The following is a 16,848-nucleotide window of genomic DNA, read 5'->3' on the forward strand; positions in this document are numbered from 1 at the left end:
GGGCATGAACCGCCGACGCGTCGCCTTCCACGAGGCCGGCCATCTCGTCATGGCCTTCCTTCTCCACATGGAGGTCCTCTCCTGCCGTCTGGGCCCGTCGCAGGAGGAGTCGGGAGAGAGGGGGCGTTGCGTCGTCGTCACGCCCGACCCCGTGGGAGTGAGACGCTTTCTCCTCTCCATGGCCGGCGTCATGGCCGAAGACCGTTTCTTCCACGACGAGGAGGGCGGCATCAGGGACCGCCACGACGCCGCCGACGCCCTGGAAAACTACCTGAGCCACTATCGGCGGCGGGACCGCGACGAGGCCGAGTCGGTCCTCCGCCTGGCCTCCGCCTTCTTCCACTCGCCTCCCGCTCTTCGCGTGCTGCGCAGGGCCGCTTCGATCCTGGTCCAGGTCCGTGTCCTCGACGGCGACCGGTTGGACCGCCTTCGCCAGGAGCTTCTCGAGGCCTGCGACTCGACGCCTCTCATCGAGGCCGTCGACGGCCTCGCCGAACCGGAGCCGTCGCCGCCGATGGACGAGATTCTCCTCCGAGGCGCCCGCCTCGTCAAAAGGCTCCTTCTTTCTCTGCGGAAACCCTTCGATGACCCCTCCTGAGGCCGACAAGGCCCCTTGCGCCCTTTTCCTCTCTCGACGATCCTGTAAAATGAAGGGAGACGACGGAGAAGCCCTTTCACGAAGCCCCTTTGCGAGGAAAGAGGAGAGGCGATGAGGATCGAGACGACGCCGACAGGTGGTCCCGCGTTCGGCGAAGGTTTTTTCCCCCGAGGCTGTTCTTCCCTCTGCCGGGCCTGTGATCACCGATCGCTGAGCCGGGAGGAAAGCGAGGCCCAGAAAAGGGGATGGCTCGCCTCCAAGCTGGCCCCCTGGGCCGACCGCCTTGCCCCTCTGGAGGGAGCCACGGAGGCCGAATCCTTGGGATATCGCGATCGGGTCCGCCTCCATGTCCGCCGTATCGACGGCCGATGGCGCTTCGGCATGCTCCGGGGCGACGAGCTTCTTCCTCTGGAAGACTGCCCCGTCCACTCTTCCCGCGTCCGACGCTCTCTGGCCCTCCTGAGCCGGATCCTGCCCGACGACCCCCTCCTGCCCCTGGCCTTCTACGCTCAGTCGGGCGCTCAGGCGACGCTCATCGTCAAGTCCAGAACCCGTCCCGATCTGACCTGGACGAAAGGGCTCGACGAAGGGGGAGTCGAAAGCGGCCTCGAGGGACTCTGGCTCCATCTCCACCCCTCTGCGGGGCGAAGGCTTTTCGCCAACAGGGAGTGGATCCTTCTCTGGGGGCAAAGACGCTCCCAAGACTCCGGAGGCCTCGTCTACGGTCCTTGCGCCTTCCAGCAGCTTCTGCCCCGCCTCTACGAACGCTCCCTCGACGAGGCGGAGGCCTTTCTGGCCCCCTGCATGGGCGATGGCGTCGTCGATCTCTACTGCGGCAACGGCGCCAGCCTCGCCCGCTGGCTCCGGAGGGGCGCCGCCGTCGTCGGCGTCGAGCTCTCGGGCGAGGCCATGGAGAACGCCGCCGTCAACGGCCCCGGAGCCTCTCTCCTGCGGGGCTGCTGCGCCGAGAGGATCCCCCAGCTCGACTCTTTCCTCTCCCCCCACGCCCGTTCACGGCGTCTGGCCTACGTCAACCCGCCAAGGACGGGGTTGGAGCCGGAAGTCGCCCGTTGGCTCCCCCGAGCGGGTTTCCGTCGCATCGCCTATCTCTCCTGCAGCGCCGGGACACTGCGGCGGGACATGACTTTCCTGGAAGAGGCCGGCTACGACGTGCTTCGCCTCAGACCCTACGATTTCTTCCCCCGGACGCGCCACGTCGAATGTCTGGCCCTTCTCTCCTCCCGCGACGATCGGCCATGACCGACGAAAAAAGGGATCTCACCCGCGGGACCGGTAGCGGAAATCGCAGCGGCTGCCGCCCTCCATGATCGTCTCGGAACGCCTCAGTTCGAGGGCGTCGTTGAACCCCTCGAGAAAGGCGAAGTCCCGGTTGCAGGAGAGAACGGCGCCCCAGGGACCGAGCCCCATCGCCTCGTAGAGTTCCGCGTAGGCGCAGCGGCGGACGTCGAAGGCGAGTCCCTCCTCGTCGGGAATCTCTTCGATCGCCAGGGCCCCTCCCTCCGACCAGAGGGCGAGGCCCTTTTTGAGGTCCTCCAGGCCGTCTCCCTCGCAGGCGGCCCTCCGGCCGGCCTCGCGGGCGGCTCCGCAGAGGGCCTTGCCGACGGCCTCGCGGAGTTCCTCTTCCGTCATTTTCTCCAGAAGAGCTCCCATGAGAGTCTTGAAAAAGGCCGCCTCGATCTCACGGCGTTTCAGCAGGGTCAGGCTTTCCGACATTGGACCTCTCCTCCTTTTCGCCTTCCTCGGGACTGCGGCACCATCGCCCTTTCCTCCAGGGGAGGCGACGGACCGTCTACGATCATAGTCCCCTCGCGGGGAGAAGGCCAGGCCGCAGCCGCTCGGACCGAGACCGCCCGGACGTTCCGAAAGCCGATCGAAGACACGGCCTTCGAACTTCCCTTCGCGTACAGGGGCTTCCCCGTGAAATCGGCGACGGAGCCCGCGAGTCGAGGAAGACGCGGCATAAAGGACCGGACGTTCCTCGATGTGGTCGAGAGACCGAAGACACTCGGGAGAGGGGATGGAGGTATCTCTTGCGGAGGCCTTCAACTCCTCGGTGGACTGTGTCAAAATGATGTGACACTCCGCAGAGGAAAAAGAGGAGAGGAAGTCATGAGCGAGGAACGAAGGGATCGAGGCGGCGAGGAGAGGGGACGGGAGCGCCCTCTCCCGGGCGACGGCTGCCACTGCGAGATCTGGCAGTCCGCCGAGGGGAACATCCTTCACGTCTCCGGGGCCTGTGAGTCTCTATCGGGCTATCCGCCTCGGGATTTTTTCGACGACGACAACCTCCTGAGTTCCCTTGTGGAGGAGGAGGACCGCCCCCTCTGGGAGAGCCCCCGCCAGGGACGATCGGTCCTCCGCTTCCGGATCCGACGCCGGGACGGAACCGTCATCCCCATAGAGGAGACCTCCTGGCCCCTCTTCGGAGAGGGGCACGATCTCGGCCGACGCTTCGCCTTCCGCGACGTGACGGAGGAGACGAAGGCCCTTGCAGCCCTGAAGGAGTCGGAAGACCGGTTCCGGCGCGTCATCGAAAACCTCCCCTACCCTCTCGCCGTCGTCGACGGCGACGGGACCTTCCTCTATGCCAACCCCAGCTTTTCTGAACTTTTCGAGACCTCTCCCGAGGCCCTATCGAGGGGAACGAAGGCCTCTTCCTTCTGGGGCGAGCCGAAAGAACGCGAGGCCTGGCTCGCCGCCCTCCGCGAAAAGGGCGTCGTCAGAGATTACGAGATCCGCGCCCGGACCGCTTCGGGAAGGCTCCTCTGGATCACCCTCAGCGGCCTCTTCATCACCTGGCAGGGACGCCTCTCCGTCCTCTCGACGCAGCGCGACGTGACGGAGACGAAAAGGGCCAGGGAGGCCCTCGTGGAGAGCGAGGCGCGCCTCCGGATCATCCTCGACACCATCCCCGACGGCATCAGCCTCACCGATCCGGACGGGACGATCCGCTCCGTCACGCCCAAGACCCTTCAGCTCGGCGGCTACGCCAGTGCCGACGAGGTCGTCGGCGGCAACATCCTCGACCAGCTGGCCCCCTCCGAGAGGGAAAGGGCCCGCTCCCTCATCGGCGAGAGGCTCTGCGGGAAGGCGTCGGGCCCCGTCGAATACCTCCTGCGGCGCAAGGACGGCTCCTTCTTCCACGGCGAGATCAACGGCAACGTCCTCCGCGACGAGCGGGGAGAGGTGACAGGCATCGTCTATACCCAGAGGGACGTCACGGAGCGGAGGACCTTCGAGGCGGCCCTCCGGGAGAGCGAGGAGAAGTACCGCCTTCTGGCCGAGTCCGTCTCGGACGTGATCTGGGTCTACAACGTGACCCGCAGCCGCTTCACCTACGTCAGTCCCTCCGTCTTCCGCCTCCGCGGCTACACGGCGGAAGAGGCCATGGCTCAGACTCTGGCCCAATCGCTGACGGCCGAGTCCCTCTCGGAGACGGAGGCCCTCATCGCCGAGGGGTTGCGTCTTTTTCTCGAAAACCCCGAGGAGAACAGCGACCACATCAACGAGATCTGTCAGCCCTGCAAGAACGGCAGAGTCGTCTGGGTCGAGGTCTCGACGCGGTTCCGCTTCGCCGCCGACGGCGACATCGAGCTCTTCTGCGTGAGCCGCAACATCGACGGGAGGAAACGGGCCGAGGCCGAGGTTCGCTTCCTCAGCTACCACGATCAGCTCACGGGGCTTCACAACCGCCGTTTCTACGAGGAGGAGTTCCGCCGCCTCGACGACGCGTCCCATCTGCCCCTCTCCCTCATCATGGCCGACGTCAACGGCCTCAAGCTGACCAACGACGCCTTCGGACACCAGGTCGGCGACGAGCTGCTCCGGACCATGGCCTCCATCTTTCGGGAGGCCACCCGTCCCGGCGACGTCCTGGCCCGCATCGGCGGCGACGAGTTCGTCTTCCTTCTCCCCCGAAGCGACGCCAGGGCGGCCTGGGCCATCGTCGAGAGGATAAGGAGCGTACTGAAGACCCGCGAGAGCGAGGGCCCTCTTCTTTCCGTATCCTTCGGCGTCGCAACGAAGACGAAGGGTACGGAGACGCGCGAGCGGCTTTTTTCCGATGCGGAAAACCGCATGTACCGCAACAAACTCTCCGAGAGCGACAGCATGAAGAGCAAGACGATCCGCCTCGTCACTCAGAGCCTCTACGAGAGAAGCCCCTGGGAAAGAGGTCACGGAGAGAGGGTCAGCCGCTTCTGCCGCCTCATGGGAACGGCCCTCGGTCTCGGCCCCGACGACGTGGAGGAGCTGGCCCTGGCGGGGCTTCTCCACGACATCGGGAAAATCGGCGTCGAGCGGAGTCTTCTCCTCAATCCGGAACAGCTCGACGAGGAGGAGAGGAACGAGATGAGGCGCCACCCCGAGATCGGTTTTCAGATCCTGCGCTCCTCCGGGGAATTCGCCACCATTGCCGAGGCCGTCCTTGCCCACCACGAACGTTTCGACGGCAAGGGCTATCCCCGCGGGAAGAAGGGAAAAGCTATTCCTCTCTCGGCACGGATCATCGCCCTGGCCGAGAGCTACGAGGCCATGACGGGCGACCATCTCTACAGACGGCCCCTGCCGAAGGCGATCGCCCTGAGGCAGATCGAGGAGGAGGCCGGAAGACAGTTCGACCCGGACCTTACGAAAATTTTCGTCGACGTCATCGCCGGAGAGGATTAGGGACGGCGACCTACCGACGGGGATAACCGAAACGCCGGGAGGAGACGGCTCGCGAGGCGCGATGTTTTTTCAACAAGAAGGTAGAAGCGGTGGCAATCCCGCCGAGATGGGAAGACGGACGAAGACCGCCGCTCACGGGACGACGGCCGATCCGTGGGCGGACCGCCTTCGGTCCGGGCCCTCCGGACGTCCGTCGAGACGGTGACGACGCGGTTCCGCCCCTCTCGCTTGGCCTGCTAGAGGGCCCTGTCGGCGGCACCGAGAAGGGACTCCGCACCGCCCTCTCGGGCAAGGGCGACGAGATCGACGGCGATTCCCCCGTAGTGCCCCTCTCCGTCGATCCACTCATAAGGGGCCCAATCGGGATCGACGCACATCTTCACCGGACCGAGACGCTCCAGATAGTCCCGCTCCTCGGGAGAGAGGAGAACGAGGGGATCGCCCGCCGAGACCCCGGCCGGACAGAGCAGGAAAAGCAAGAAAAGGGCAAGGCGGATCGCCCTTCGGGACAGGGCGGCGTCATCGGGCGAAAGGATCGGCGAAGAGGGCGATCTCACGGCGGGCGGCCTCCTTGGATCTTCTTTTTCTGCCTTCTCCCTCCACTATACCGAAAGGCCGCGATCATGGCGACGGCGACACTGTCGTCGGAAAGGAGGAGGCGTCGCCGCAAGATCCGAACTCGAGGTCCGACCGGGGTCGAAATCGCCGTGAACCGCCGAGCCACGAGACGAAATCCCGTCACGAAGGAGGGGGAGAGCCCCAGGCTCTCCCCCTCCTTCGTGACGGCCAAGGAAGCCCCCGTCTTTGACGGCCTACTCCTCTTCCTCCTCGACCTTGCGGGCGGCGATGACCTTCTTGGAGATGTCGCCGGGCACGTCTTCGTAGTGGGAGTAGCTCATGGTGAAGTTGCCCCGTCCCGAGGTCATGGAACGGAGGATGATGGCGTAACGGAACATCTCGGCCAGGGGGACCTGGGCCTTGACGATCTGGAGGCGCCCCTTGGAATCGATGCCCATGATGCGGCCCCGACGGCTGTTGAAGTCGCCCATGACGTCGCCGAGATACTCCTCCGGAACGACGACCTCGACGTTCATGATGGGCTCGAGCAGGACGGGAGAGGCCTCGGCGATGCCCTTTTTGAAGGCCAGATGGGCGGCGAGCTTGAAGGCCATTTCCGACGAGTCCACGTCATGGTAGGAGCCGAAGAAGAGGGAGGCCTTGAAGTCGACGACGGGGAAGCCTGCCAGGACGCCCTTGTTCTTCACCTCCCGCAGGCCTTTCTCGACGGCGGGGATGAAGTTCTTGGGAACGGAGCCTCCGACGATCTTGTCCTCGAAGACGAAACCCTCGTCTTTGCCCAGAGGAGAGAACTCGATATGGACGTCGCCGTACTGGCCGTGTCCGCCCGTCTGTTTCTTGTGCTTGCCCTGGGCCTTGGCGGGCTTGCGGATCGTCTCCCTGTAGGGGACGGCCGGAGTGGCCACCTCGAGATCGACGCCGTAGCGCTCCTTGACGCGGGCCAGGACGATGTCGAGGTGGACGTCGCCCATGCCGGAGAGGACGTTGTCGCCCGTCTCGGCGTTCTTGTCGAACTGGAGGGTCATGTCCTCGTCGAGGATCTTGCGGACGGCGCTGGCCAGCTTGTCCAGGTCCGCCCGCGTCTTGGGACTCACGGCGAGGCTGTAGATGGGACGGGGGAACTTGATGGGCGGCAGAATCAGGCTGGCCCCCTTGGCGGCCAGAGTGTCGCCCACGGCGGCCGAGACGAGCTTGGGAACGGCGACGATGTCGCCGACGACGACGTCCTTGCTGTCGACGCCGTTCTTGCCCGTCATGAGCTTGTAGACGCTGACGCGCTCCTCCTCGCCGCGGTTGACGTTGAAGACCGTCGTATCCGTCGAGTGACCTCCGGAGACGACGCGGATGAAGGAGAGCTTGCCCACGTAGGGGTCGACCATGACCTTGAAGCAGAGGGCGTAGAAGGGCCCCTTGGGGTCGGGAGCGACAAGGACTTCCTCTTCCCCTCTGAGGGCCGGGCGGGGTGCCGTCTCGAGGGGCGACGGCAGGAGGTCGACGACGACGTCGAGGAACTGGGTGATGCCCACGTTGGCCGGCCCGGCGCCGGGAACGACGGGGAAGAGCCTGCACTCGACGACGGAGCGGCGCAGAAGGGCGGCGATCTCCTCGTCCTGGAGGGTTTCTCCGTCGAGGTAGCGCATCATGGCCTCGTCGTCGACTTCGACGGCCCGCTCGACGAGGGCCTCGCGGGCGGCGGCGACGGCATCGGCCATATCGGCCGGCATTTCACCGACGGTGAAGTCCTTGCCGCCGTTGCCCCTGTAGGTATAGGCCTTGCCCGTGAGGACGTCGACGACGCCCTTGAAGGAGGCCTCCTGCCCGATGGGGAGAAGAACGGGAAGGGCATTGGCCGTCAGGGCCTCCTGAATGTTCTCGACGGTCTTGCCGAAATCGGCGTTTTCCTTGTCCATCTTGCTGACGAAGAAGACGGTGGGACGGCCGAACTCGTCGGCGAACTCCCAGGCCTTCTCCGTCTGGACCTCGACGCCGTGGACGCCGCTGACGACGATGGCAGCGCCATCGGCGACACGCATGGCCGACCGCAGCTCGCCGACGAAGTCGGAGAATCCGGGGGTATCAAGGGCATAGACCGTCTTGCCCCTATAGGTGAGCGTGGCCAGAGAGGTATTGATCGAGATCTGACGCTTCTGCTCTTCGGGCGTGAAGTCCGAAACGGTGTTGCCGTCTTCGATCTTCCCCATGCGCGTCACCGCGCCCGTGTTGAAGAGCATGGCCTCGGTGAGCGATGTCTTGCCCGCCCCGCCATGAGCGGCGATCGCGATGCTACGAATATCCTCCGGCTTGCGTGTCCCCATAAATGATTCCCCCTCTGTCTGCGATGGTTTGCGATACGGGACGAAACCTACAGGTAAACGGTGAGAGTATCCAAGGCCTTATATTACGCACCTGTGACGAAAAGGTCAATTAGAGTATACAACCAGCCGATCCCATGAAAAGCCCCGAACACAGGCCGCGTCTTCGCCTCGCGCGAGACCACTCCCTCCGGAGGACAGCGAAGACCGTCGCCCCATCCCGCAGGGGAAGAAGGCCTTCCCCTGCAAAGGCGACATCGCAACCGAGACGCCCCGAGCCGGAGTTCCCTCGGCCAGCCTCATCGGCTTCGACGGGAAGAGATTGCCCCGGGCTCTCTCAGGAATCCTTCCCGCGAGAGCCGCTGTCGACAAAACCTCGCTCCATGGCCTTTTCCACGTCGACAAAGCGGGCCATGGCCGTCTTCATTCTCCTGAAAGCGAACTTCTCGTAGAAGGCCTCCTTCCCGGGCGAGGCGTAGAGAAGGACGTTCATGGCAGTCAGCCTCTCCAGAAGGGCCTCGACGACGGCCCGCCCCAATCCCCTTCCCTAATAGTCGGGGCAGACGGCCACATCGTAGAGAGCCGCCTGATAGGCCCCGTCGGAGAGGGCCCGCCCTAAGGCGACGAGGCGCTCTCCGTCGTAGAAAAAGACGGTGACGGCGCTGTTTCGGAAGGCCCTCTCGTGGCGCTCGGCCTCGAAGGAGGCCATGGCCGCCTCCTTCAGAAGGTCCGCCACTTTCTGCCAGTCGACGCCGTCGGCATCGAAAGTCTTTCTGAAAATCATCTTCGATTACCCTCCATCCTTCTTACGAATCTACCCTGAGGCTTTCTTCCGCAAGGTCTCTTTCGGACGACGCGGACCCCATCTCAGAACGATCGGACAGGGAGAGATCGGGAGCCAGCAAAAGCGTATAGGCCCAAGGGGAACCGAAAAAGGCCCTTTCGATGAAACCCGCCGAAGAGGCCAGTCGGCGCACCTCTTCCCGCCCCTGGAAATGGGGGTCGGCGATCACCTCGGACAGGCAGAGAAGGCCCTCCCTCTTCAGTCCTCGGCGCATTTCCCCAAGGGCCCCCTCCCTATCGGGAATTTCGCCCAAGACGGCCACGAGGAGGATCCTGTCGAAACGGCCCGGATCGACCTTTCCCTCTCCTGCCTCGCCTCGGACATAGGCGACGTTGGAAAGGCCCTCGTTCTCGGCCCGAACCCGAACCCGGTCGAGCATGGCCTGCTGCATATCGAAGGCGACGACCGAACCTCCCTCCCTGAGAGCCCGGGCCAGAGGCAGGGTGAGGCGGCCGGGGCCGCAGCCGAAATCGAGAACCGTCATGGTCGGATTCAGATCGAGCGCTTCGATGATCGACGACGACCGGTGGTTCCGAAAAAAAGGATTCTCCATCTCCACCATCCACCCCAACCAAGCCGGGCAGGGAAGGGAGACGCGGCGCGAGCGGCGCCGCCAGACGAGGGAAAACAGGAGGACAAACGCGACCGTCGCAAGAAGAAGGAAGACCAGGACAGGACCGCTCCTTTCGGAATATCTGAAATTTCCGGCAGGGGCAAGGACGTCCGACGAAGGCCCGGAGGCAGGCGAAAAGCGGCCCTCTCCCGGAAGATCCTCACCGGGAGGACCGTTTCCCCTGGAAGAACACCCTCCGTCGTCGTCAAGAAGGGGCATGCCTTTTCTCTGCCGCCTTTGCCGGGAGAGGACCGGAGAGGGGCAGGAATCCTTTCAGGGCCGCCCCCCCATGAAAGCAAAAAGTCCCCGGGCAGCTCCCCTGTGGGGCGAGCCGTCCGAGGACCGAGTTCACGCGATCGGCCTTCAGATCAGCTTCCGCTTCAGAACGGCCTCGACCTGGACGGCGTCGGCCTGACCGCGGATCTCGCGCATGACGAGGCCCTGGAGGAACTTGATCTTCTTGCCCTTGAGATCCTTGCCGCTCCGGACGGCCTCGACGGCCTCGACGGCCTCGACGTTGGCCGCGAGGATCGTCTCGACGATCTCCTCCAGGCGGGATCCGGAGACCTGACCGGAGACGACGCCCGTAGCGGCCATGGCCGCCTCCAGAGGCGATCCGTCACGGACCATGACGTCGAAGACGTCCTTGGCTGCCGTCGTCGAGAGCCCCTTGCCTTCGACGAGGACGAGGAGGGCCGCCAGATTTTCGGCCTTGAGGGGAAAGGCCTCCAGAGAGATTCTCTTTTCGTTGAGGACTCGGAGGACTTCGGTGCGAACCCAGTTGGCGGCGCGCCTGGCCTCGGCACCGGCCCGGACGCAGCCGTCGAGGTAGGCCACGGCGGCTGCGCTTTCGGCGATGACCTTGGCGTCTTCCGCTCCCAGTCCGTAGGCGTCGACGAGGCGACGCTCGGCCTCCCAGGGAAGTTCGGGCATGGCCGACCGGACCCTCTCGAGACGATCTCTGTCGACGATAAGGGGGGGAAGATCGGGATCGGGGAAGTAACGGTAGTCGTGGGCCTCCTCCTTGCTCCTCATGGAACGGGTCTTTCCCTCGCCATCGTCCCAGTGGCGCGTCTCCTGGCGGATCTCGCCTCCCTCGGAGAGGACCTTCCGCTGGCGTCCCTCCTCGTATTCGAGAGCCCGTTCGAGGGCCCGAAGCGAGTTCATGTTCTTGATCTCGACCCGGGAGCCCCAGCGGCCGTCGGAGACCTTCTGAGAGATGTTGGCGTCGACGCGGAGCGATCCCGACTCCATGTCTCCGTCGGAGACGGCCAGGTAACGGACGAGACGGCGGATCTGCTCCGTGTAGAGCCGGGCGTGGGCCGGACAGGTCATGTCGGGCTCGGAGACGATCTCCAGGAGCGGCACGCCGCCGCGGTTGTAGTCGACCAGGGAGTGGGCCGCTCCGGCCAGACGGCCGTCGGAGCTGGGATGGACGAGCTTGCCGGCGTCCTCCTCCAGATGGGCCCTCGTGATGGCCACGCGCACCGTCTCGCCCTCGTCGTCGGTGAAGGAGACGAGCCCTCCGGCGCAGATGGGCAGGTCGTACTGGCTGATCTGATAATCCTTGGAGAGGTCGGGGTAGAAGTAGTTCTTGCGGTGAAAGCGCGTCGCCTCCTGGACCTTCGAGCCGAGGGCGAGGCCCACGCGGGCCGCCAGCTCGACGGCCCTGCCGTTGACGACGGGGAGGGCTCCCGGCTGGCCCAGGCAGACGGGGCAGACGTTGCTGTTGGGACGGGCGCCGATGTAGTTCGTCGAGCAGGAGCAAAAGAGCTTCGTCTTCGTCGCCAGCTGGACGTGGATCTCAAGTCCGATGACAGTCTGGAAGGTGAGGGCCATCAGAGGTCACCTCCTGCGATTCGGGGCAGGCCCAGTCTTTTCTCGATGACGGCGGCGGCACCGAAGATCTCCATCTCGCCGAAACGGGGTCCCATGAGTTGAACCCCCACGGGAAGGCCTCCGCTGTAGCCGCCGTTGAGAGAGAGGGCCGGCAGTCCGGCCATGTTGGCCGGCAACGTGAAGAGGTCGCTCATGTACATCTTGATGGGATCGCCCATGTTCTCCCCCTTCCTGAAGGGAAGAGTGGGCGTCGTCGGCGTCAGGAGAAGGTCCACCTCGGAGAAGGCCCTCTCGAACTCGTCTTTGAGAATGCTGACGACCTTGAGGGCCCTGTTGTAATAGGCGTCGTAGTAGCCCGAGCTGAGGACGTAGGTCCCCGTCAGGAGGCGGCGTTTCACCTCGGGACCGAAGCCGAGACGGCGCGTCCTGAAATAGAGTTCGAGAAGCCCCTCGGCCTGGGCCGAGAGACCGTAGCGGACGCCGTCGAAGCGGGCCAGGTTCGAGCTGGCCTCGGCGGGGGCGATGATGTAGTAGCAGGCCAGGGCGTGTTTCATCGTCGGGAGAGAGACGTCGACGATCTCGGCGCCGGCCGACCGGAGAAGATCGGCGACGTCCTTCAAGGTCGCGTCGATGGCCCCGTCGATCTCGTAGGCGGAAAACTCCTTCACGAGACCGATCTTCTTGCCCTTCAGCGATTCCGTCTCGAGGGCACTCAGGAAAGCGGGCCTGGGACGGCGACTGCATGTGCCGTCACGCTCGTCGGGGCGGGCGACGACCTCCATGGCCAGGAGGAGGTCCTCGAGGCTGCGGGAAAAGGGACCGATCTGGTCGAGGGAACAGGCGAAGGGAACGAGGCCGTAGCGGCTCACCATGCCGTAAGTGGGTTTGAAGCCGTAGACGCCGCAGAAGGCGGCGGGCTGGCGAATGGACCCTCCCGTGTCGCTGCCGAAGGTGAGGGGGGCATAACCGGCGGCACAGGCCGCCGCGCTGCCGCCCGAGCTCCCTCCGGGAACGCGCTGGGGATCCCAGGGATTGGACGTGGTGAAGAAGGCCGAATGCTCCGTCGAGCTGCCCATGGCGAATTCGTCCATATTGGCCTTGCCGATGAGGATCGCACCGGCCTCTTCGAGGTAGCGGACGACGGAGGCATCGTAGGGAGGAACCCACTGTTCGAGCATGCGGCTCGAACAGGTCGTGCGGACGCCACGGGTACAGAAGTTGTCCTTGACGATGACGGGAACGCCCGTCAGGGGGCCGGTCTTCTCTCCTCTGTCGAGGGCGATGTCGAGGGCGGCAGAGCGGGAGCGGGCTTCCTCTCTCATGGGCGTCACCAGGGCCGACAGGGCCGGCTCCATCCTCTCCAACCGGCTCAGATGAGCCTCGACGACTTCGGAGACGGAGAACTTCCCTTCCCTTACGGCCCGGGCCAGATCGGCGGCGGAACGTTCAAAGAGCTTCATCGTCAGGCCTCCTCCAGAATCCGGGGGACGCGGAAGAAGTCGTCGTCTCTGTCGGGTGCCTGGGCCAGGGCTCCTTCCCGGTTGTCCCAGACGACGACGACATCCTCCCGCCAGGGGGGAATGTCGGCGACGACGTCGACGACATCGCCGACATGGGAAACGTCCACTTCCTGCAGGCTCTCGAAGTGTCCCATGATGGCGTTGAAATGCCCCGCCAGGGCCGAGACTTCCTCCGCCTCCACTTCGAGGCGGGCCAGCCGGGCCACATGCCTCACTTCGTCTTCCGTGATGGCCATAAGATTCCCTCCTTTATCGTGGATCGTGATTCTCCACCGTAACCTCTTTTTCCCCCTCCGGCGCGGTCGACCGGAAAAGGTCTTCCGCCTCGCCGACGAGGCGCCAGAAAGTCTCCTCGTCGACGATCGCCGCCGAGGCGGCGCGGGCCTTGTCGAGCTTGCCGCCCGCCTTCTCTCCGGCGACGACGAGGAAGGTCTTGGCGCTGACGCTCGACGAGGGAAGGGCGCCGAGGGCTCGGACTCTCTCCTCCGCCTCGGCCCGGGTAGCCCGCTGAAGCTCGCCGGTGAAGACGACGCGTCTCCCCTCCCAGGGAAGGGGGACCGAGGCGGCCCGGCGTGCCTCCGAGGTGCGCAGGCCCAGTCGGGCCAGGCGATCGAGCGTGCGCCGATTGGCCTCGTCGGCAAAGAAGGCCGCCACCGAGGCGGCGATGACGGGTCCCACGCCGTCGACGTCGGCCAGAGTCTCTTCGGAGGCGGCGGCCAGGGCCTCGACGGAGCCGAAGGCCTGAGCGAGGATCTCGGCCACGCGGGCCCCGGCGTAGCGGATGCCCAGGGCAGCCAGGAGACGGGCCAGGGGGCGCTTTTTCGAGGTCTCCAGGGCCTGGATGATGTTCGATGCCGACTTCTCCCCCATCCGTTCCAGCATGAGAAGTTTTTCCCTGTCCAGCTCGTAGAGGTCGGCCAGGGTCGTCACGAGCCCCCTGTCAACGAGCTGGGCCACGATCTTCTCTCCCAGGCCCCGGATATCCATGGCGCCTCGGGAGGCGAAGTGGCGCAGCCCCTCGCGGAGCTGAGCCGGACAGGAGCGATTGGGGCAGCGGAGAACCGCCTCGCCGGGAAGGCGGACGGAAGAGGCGCCGCAGACGGGACACCTCTCGGGAAGGCGGAAGGGCCTCTCGCTGCCGTCGCGGGCCTCGACGTCGACGGCGACGATTTCGGGGATGATCTCACCGGCCTTGCGGACGATGACCCGATCGCCGATTCGGACGTCCTTGCGATCCACCTCGTCCTGATTGTGAAGGCTGGCCCTCTGGACGACGGAGCCCGAGAGAGGGACCGGATCGAGAAGGGCCACGGGGGTGAGGGCACCGGTGCGCCCCACGGAGACGATGATCTCCCTGATCCGCGTCTTCTTCTCCTCCGGGGGATACTTGAAGGCCAGGGCCCAGCGGGGCGTCTTGGCCGTCGCGCCCAGAGTCTCCCAGGCGGCGATGTCATCCACCTTGAGGACGGCGCCGTCGGTGACGTAGGGAAGGGAAAAGCGTTCCTCTTTCCACCGCTCCAGGTAGGCCAGGGCCTCGTCGCCGTCGCGGCAGAGGGCGTGACCGGGCTGGACGGGGAAACCCAGCTCGCGGAGACGCTCCAGGACCGCGCTCTGGCTCGTCAGACCCTGAAGAGGGGCCTCGACGATCTGGTAGAGATAGACCGAAAGGCGGCGCGAGGCCGTCACGGCCGGATCGAGCTGGCGCAGGCTCCCGGCGGCGGCGTTGCGCGGGTTGGCGAAAAGGGGGAGCTCCTCCTCCTCCCTCTCGGCGTTGAGGGAGGCGAAGTCCTCTTTTTTCATGTAGACCTCGCCCCTCACTTCGAGCCGCCCCGGCAGAGCCTCGCGGAGGCGCAGGGGAAGGGAGCGGATCGTCCTGAGGTTGGAGGTCACGTCCTCGCCGAAGCGGCCGTCACCGCGGGTCAGGCCGCGGACGAAACGCCCCTCCTCGTAGAGGAGGGAGACGGCAAGGCCGTCGATCTTGAGCTCGCCGGACAGAGGAGGCAGGCGGCCCAGGGTCCGCTCGACGCGGGCCAGAAAGGCCCGGACGTCCTCCTCGGAGAAGCCGTTTTCCAGGCTCAGCATGGGCGCGGCGTGTTCGACCTTCTCGAAGCCCTCGACGGGCCTGCCGCCGACGCGGCGCGTCGGCGAGTCGGGTTCGACGAGGTCGGGCCAGGCCCTTTCGAGCCCGAGAAGCTCGGTCATGAGGGAATCATAGACATCGTCGGAGATCTCGGGCCTGTCCAGGACGTAGTAGAGGTGTTCGTGGCGGGCCAGCTCCTCCCGGAGGATCGCGATCCTCCGGGAGGCCTCGCCGCGGCTCGGAACGGTCACGGTCTCCCCCTAGTCTCGGGGGCGCATGGTGGGAAAGAAGATGACGTCCCTGATGGAGCGGGAGTTGGTCAGGAACATGACGAGGCGGTCGATGCCGATGCCCAGGCCACCCGTGGGAGGCAGACCGTACTCGAGGGCGTTGATGAAGTCCTCGTCGAAGGCGTGGGCCTCGTCGTCCCCGGCCTCCTTCTTCTGGAGCTGATCCATGAAACGTCCCCTCTGATCGATGGGATCGTTGAGCTCGCTGAAGGCGTTGGCCACTTCCTTGCCGTAGACGAAGAGCTCGAAGCGGTTCGTGAAATCGGGCTCGTCTGGGTTCCTCTTGGCCAGAGGGGAGATTTCCGTCGGATGGCCGAGGACGAAGGTGGGCTGGATGAGCTTTTCCTCGACGAACTCCTCGAAGAGCTTGGAGAGGACGATGAAGCGGCTCTCGTCGCCCTTGATCTCGATGTGGCGCCTTTTGGCCTCGGATCGGGCCTCGTCGTCGCTCTTCCAGGCGTGGAAGTCGACGCCGCAGTGTTCGCGGACGAGATCGACCATGGTGCCCCTCCGAAAGGGACGTTCGAAGGAGATCTCCGTCCCCTGGTAGTCGACGACGCGGCTCCCCACGGCATCGGCGCAGGCCGAGATGATCTCCTCGGTGAGATTCATCATGTCCTCGTAGTTCGCGTAGGCCCAGTAGACCTCCATGGCCGTGAACTCCGGGTTGTGCATGGCGTCGATGCCCTCGTTGCGGAAGTTCTTGCCGATCTCGTAGACGCGGCCCATCATGCCCACGATGAGGCGCTTCAGGTAGAGCTCGGTGGCGATGCGGAGATACATATCCAGACCGAGGGCGTTGTGATAGGTGACGAAGGGACGGGCATTGGCCCCTCCGGCGAGGGGAGACAGAGTCGGCGTCTCCACCTCGAGGGTCCCGTGGGCCTCCAGGACGCGGCGGAAGGTGGCGATGATGAGGCTCCGCTTGCGGAAGACGTCACGCACCTCGGGGTTGGCGATGAGGTCGACGTAGCGCCGGCGGTAGCGCGTCTCCGTGTCCTTCAGGCCATGCCATTTCTCCGGCAGAGGGCGAAGGGCCTTGGAGAGAAGCTTGAAGGAGTCGACCTGGAGGGAGAGCTCGCCCCGTCGGGTCCGGAAAGGATGGCCCACGACGCCGACGAAATCCCCGCTGTCGACCCATTTCTTGAAGAAACCGTACGACTCCTCGCCCAGGGCGTCGACCTGAAAGTAGAGCTGCAGCGTCGCCGTCTCGTCGCCGACGGTGAGGAAAGAGGCCTTGCCGTGCTTGCGAACGGTGAGGACCCGTCCGGCGGTGACGAGGCGGTCTTCGACGTGCTCGTCCTCCTTCAGATGGGCGAAGTTCCGGGCCACTTCGGCCAGAGTCGTCTCCCTCTCCCAGCGATCGACGAGAAAGGGGTCGTACCCCTCTTCCCGGCGCAGGCGGTCGAGCTTCTCCATCCTCTGGCGGTAGACTTCATTCTCCTCTTCCAGAGTCCATTCCATCTCTTTCGGTTCCGACATCC

14 protein-coding genes are annotated in these 16,848 nt (G+C 65.2%); 3 read left to right on the plus strand and 11 right to left on the minus strand.

Features of this window, described 5'->3' with window-relative positions; genetic code table 11:
• Window positions 1-4 precede the first annotated feature (4 nt).
• Window positions 5-598 (plus strand): hypothetical protein, encoded by a 594-nt coding sequence (locus KAR29_RS03960; RefSeq protein WP_274374335.1) that lies wholly within the window; start codon window positions 5-7, stop codon window positions 596-598.
• A gap of 111 nt (window positions 599-709) precedes the next feature.
• The gene (locus tag KAR29_RS03965; protein ID WP_274374336.1) at window positions 710-1,858 is read left to right on the plus strand and encodes a class I SAM-dependent RNA methyltransferase; all 1,149 of its coding nucleotides are present in this window, start codon (window positions 710-712) and stop codon (window positions 1,856-1,858) included.
• Between the two features lie 18 nt (window positions 1,859-1,876).
• Here the strand turns inward: KAR29_RS03965 and KAR29_RS03970 are convergent, their stop codons facing one another.
• Window positions 1,877-2,332: an L-2-amino-thiazoline-4-carboxylic acid hydrolase gene (locus KAR29_RS03970; protein WP_274374337.1), complete on the minus strand. Its 456-nt coding sequence runs from the start codon at window positions 2,330-2,332 to the stop codon at window positions 1,877-1,879.
• A 396-nt stretch (window positions 2,333-2,728) separates the two neighbouring features.
• Here KAR29_RS03970 and KAR29_RS03975 point away from each other — a divergent pair, with 396 nt between their 5' ends.
• Window positions 2,729-5,287 carry a PAS domain S-box protein gene (locus KAR29_RS03975; RefSeq protein WP_274374338.1) on the plus strand — a complete coding sequence of 853 codons (2,559 nt, stop codon included), beginning with the start codon at window positions 2,729-2,731 and terminating at the stop codon, window positions 5,285-5,287.
• 236 nt (window positions 5,288-5,523) lie between these two features.
• On the opposite strand, the gene KAR29_RS03980 is transcribed toward KAR29_RS03975, so the two are convergent.
• The 10 genes from KAR29_RS03980 to lysS form a co-directional block, all read right to left on the minus strand.
• The gene (locus tag KAR29_RS03980; RefSeq protein ID WP_274374339.1) at window positions 5,524-5,844 is read right to left on the minus strand and encodes a hypothetical protein; all 321 of its coding nucleotides are present in this window, start codon (window positions 5,842-5,844) and stop codon (window positions 5,524-5,526) included.
• Between the two features lie 255 nt (window positions 5,845-6,099).
• Entirely contained in the window at window positions 6,100-8,181 is a 2,082-nt protein-coding gene (gene fusA, locus KAR29_RS03985; protein WP_274374340.1) for an elongation factor G, read from the minus strand.
• Window positions 8,182-8,515: 334 nt separating this feature from the next.
• Complete coding sequence (locus tag KAR29_RS03990) at window positions 8,516-8,716, minus strand: hypothetical protein (protein WP_274374341.1); 201 nt, start codon at window positions 8,714-8,716, stop codon at window positions 8,516-8,518.
• Between the two features lie 9 nt (window positions 8,717-8,725).
• Window positions 8,726-8,962, minus strand: coding sequence for a hypothetical protein (locus KAR29_RS03995; RefSeq protein WP_274374342.1), 237 nt, complete (start codon window positions 8,960-8,962; stop codon window positions 8,726-8,728).
• 22 nt (window positions 8,963-8,984) lie between these two features.
• Complete coding sequence (locus KAR29_RS04000) at window positions 8,985-9,575, minus strand: class I SAM-dependent methyltransferase (protein WP_274374343.1); 591 nt, start codon at window positions 9,573-9,575, stop codon at window positions 8,985-8,987.
• Between the two features lie 423 nt (window positions 9,576-9,998).
• Window positions 9,999-11,474, minus strand: a complete 1,476-nt coding sequence (gene gatB / locus KAR29_RS04005; protein WP_274374344.1) for an Asp-tRNA(Asn)/Glu-tRNA(Gln) amidotransferase subunit GatB — start codon at window positions 11,472-11,474, stop codon at window positions 9,999-10,001.
• Window positions 11,474-12,934 carry an Asp-tRNA(Asn)/Glu-tRNA(Gln) amidotransferase subunit GatA gene (gene gatA / locus KAR29_RS04010; RefSeq protein ID WP_274374345.1) on the minus strand — a complete coding sequence of 487 codons (1,461 nt, stop codon included), beginning with the start codon at window positions 12,932-12,934 and terminating at the stop codon, window positions 11,474-11,476. Before gatA ends, gatB begins: the two co-directional genes overlap by 1 nt.
• A 2-nt stretch (window positions 12,935-12,936) precedes the next feature.
• A complete protein-coding gene (gatC, locus tag KAR29_RS04015; protein WP_274374346.1) occupies window positions 12,937-13,230 on the minus strand; it encodes an Asp-tRNA(Asn)/Glu-tRNA(Gln) amidotransferase subunit GatC in 294 nt (97 codons plus the stop codon).
• A gap of 13 nt (window positions 13,231-13,243) precedes the next feature.
• On the minus strand, window positions 13,244-15,325 hold the full coding sequence (gene ligA / locus KAR29_RS04020; protein ID WP_274374347.1) for an NAD-dependent DNA ligase LigA: 2,082 nt from the start codon (window positions 15,323-15,325) through the stop codon (window positions 13,244-13,246).
• A 9-nt stretch (window positions 15,326-15,334) separates the two neighbouring features.
• On the minus strand, window positions 15,335-16,846 hold the full coding sequence (gene lysS, locus KAR29_RS04025; protein ID WP_274374348.1) for a lysine--tRNA ligase: 1,512 nt from the start codon (window positions 16,844-16,846) through the stop codon (window positions 15,335-15,337).
• Window positions 16,847-16,848: the final 2 nt, after the last annotated feature.

It is taken from the genome of Aminithiophilus ramosus, from assembly GCF_018069705.1.
Classification (GTDB): Bacteria; Synergistota; Synergistia; order Synergistales; family Aminithiophilaceae; genus Aminithiophilus; species Aminithiophilus ramosus.

Coding starts and splice junctions, on each gene's coding strand:
- KAR29_RS03975 (WP_274374338.1), top strand. CDS start 2,729: ATGAGCGAGGAACGAAGGGATCGAGGCGGCGAGGAGAGGGGACGGGAG.
- KAR29_RS03995 (WP_274374342.1), bottom strand. CDS start 8,962: ATGATTTTCAGAAAGACTTTCGATGCCGACGGCGTCGACTGGCAGAAA.
- gatA (WP_274374345.1), bottom strand. CDS start 12,934: ATGAAGCTCTTTGAACGTTCCGCCGCCGATCTGGCCCGGGCCGTAAGG.
- fusA (WP_274374340.1), bottom strand. CDS start 8,181: ATGGGGACACGCAAGCCGGAGGATATTCGTAGCATCGCGATCGCCGCT.
- KAR29_RS03970 (WP_274374337.1), bottom strand. CDS start 2,332: ATGTCGGAAAGCCTGACCCTGCTGAAACGCCGTGAGATCGAGGCGGCC.
- gatC (WP_274374346.1), bottom strand. CDS start 13,230: ATGGCCATCACGGAAGACGAAGTGAGGCATGTGGCCCGGCTGGCCCGC.
- lysS (WP_274374348.1), bottom strand. CDS start 16,846: ATGTCGGAACCGAAAGAGATGGAATGGACTCTGGAAGAGGAGAATGAA.
- gatB (WP_274374344.1), bottom strand. CDS start 11,474: ATGGCCCTCACCTTCCAGACTGTCATCGGACTTGAGATCCACGTCCAG.
- KAR29_RS03960 (WP_274374335.1), top strand. CDS start 5: ATGAACCGCCGACGCGTCGCCTTCCACGAGGCCGGCCATCTCGTCATG.
- KAR29_RS04000 (WP_274374343.1), bottom strand. CDS start 9,575: ATGGAGAATCCTTTTTTTCGGAACCACCGGTCGTCGTCGATCATCGAA.
- KAR29_RS03965 (WP_274374336.1), top strand. CDS start 710: ATGAGGATCGAGACGACGCCGACAGGTGGTCCCGCGTTCGGCGAAGGT.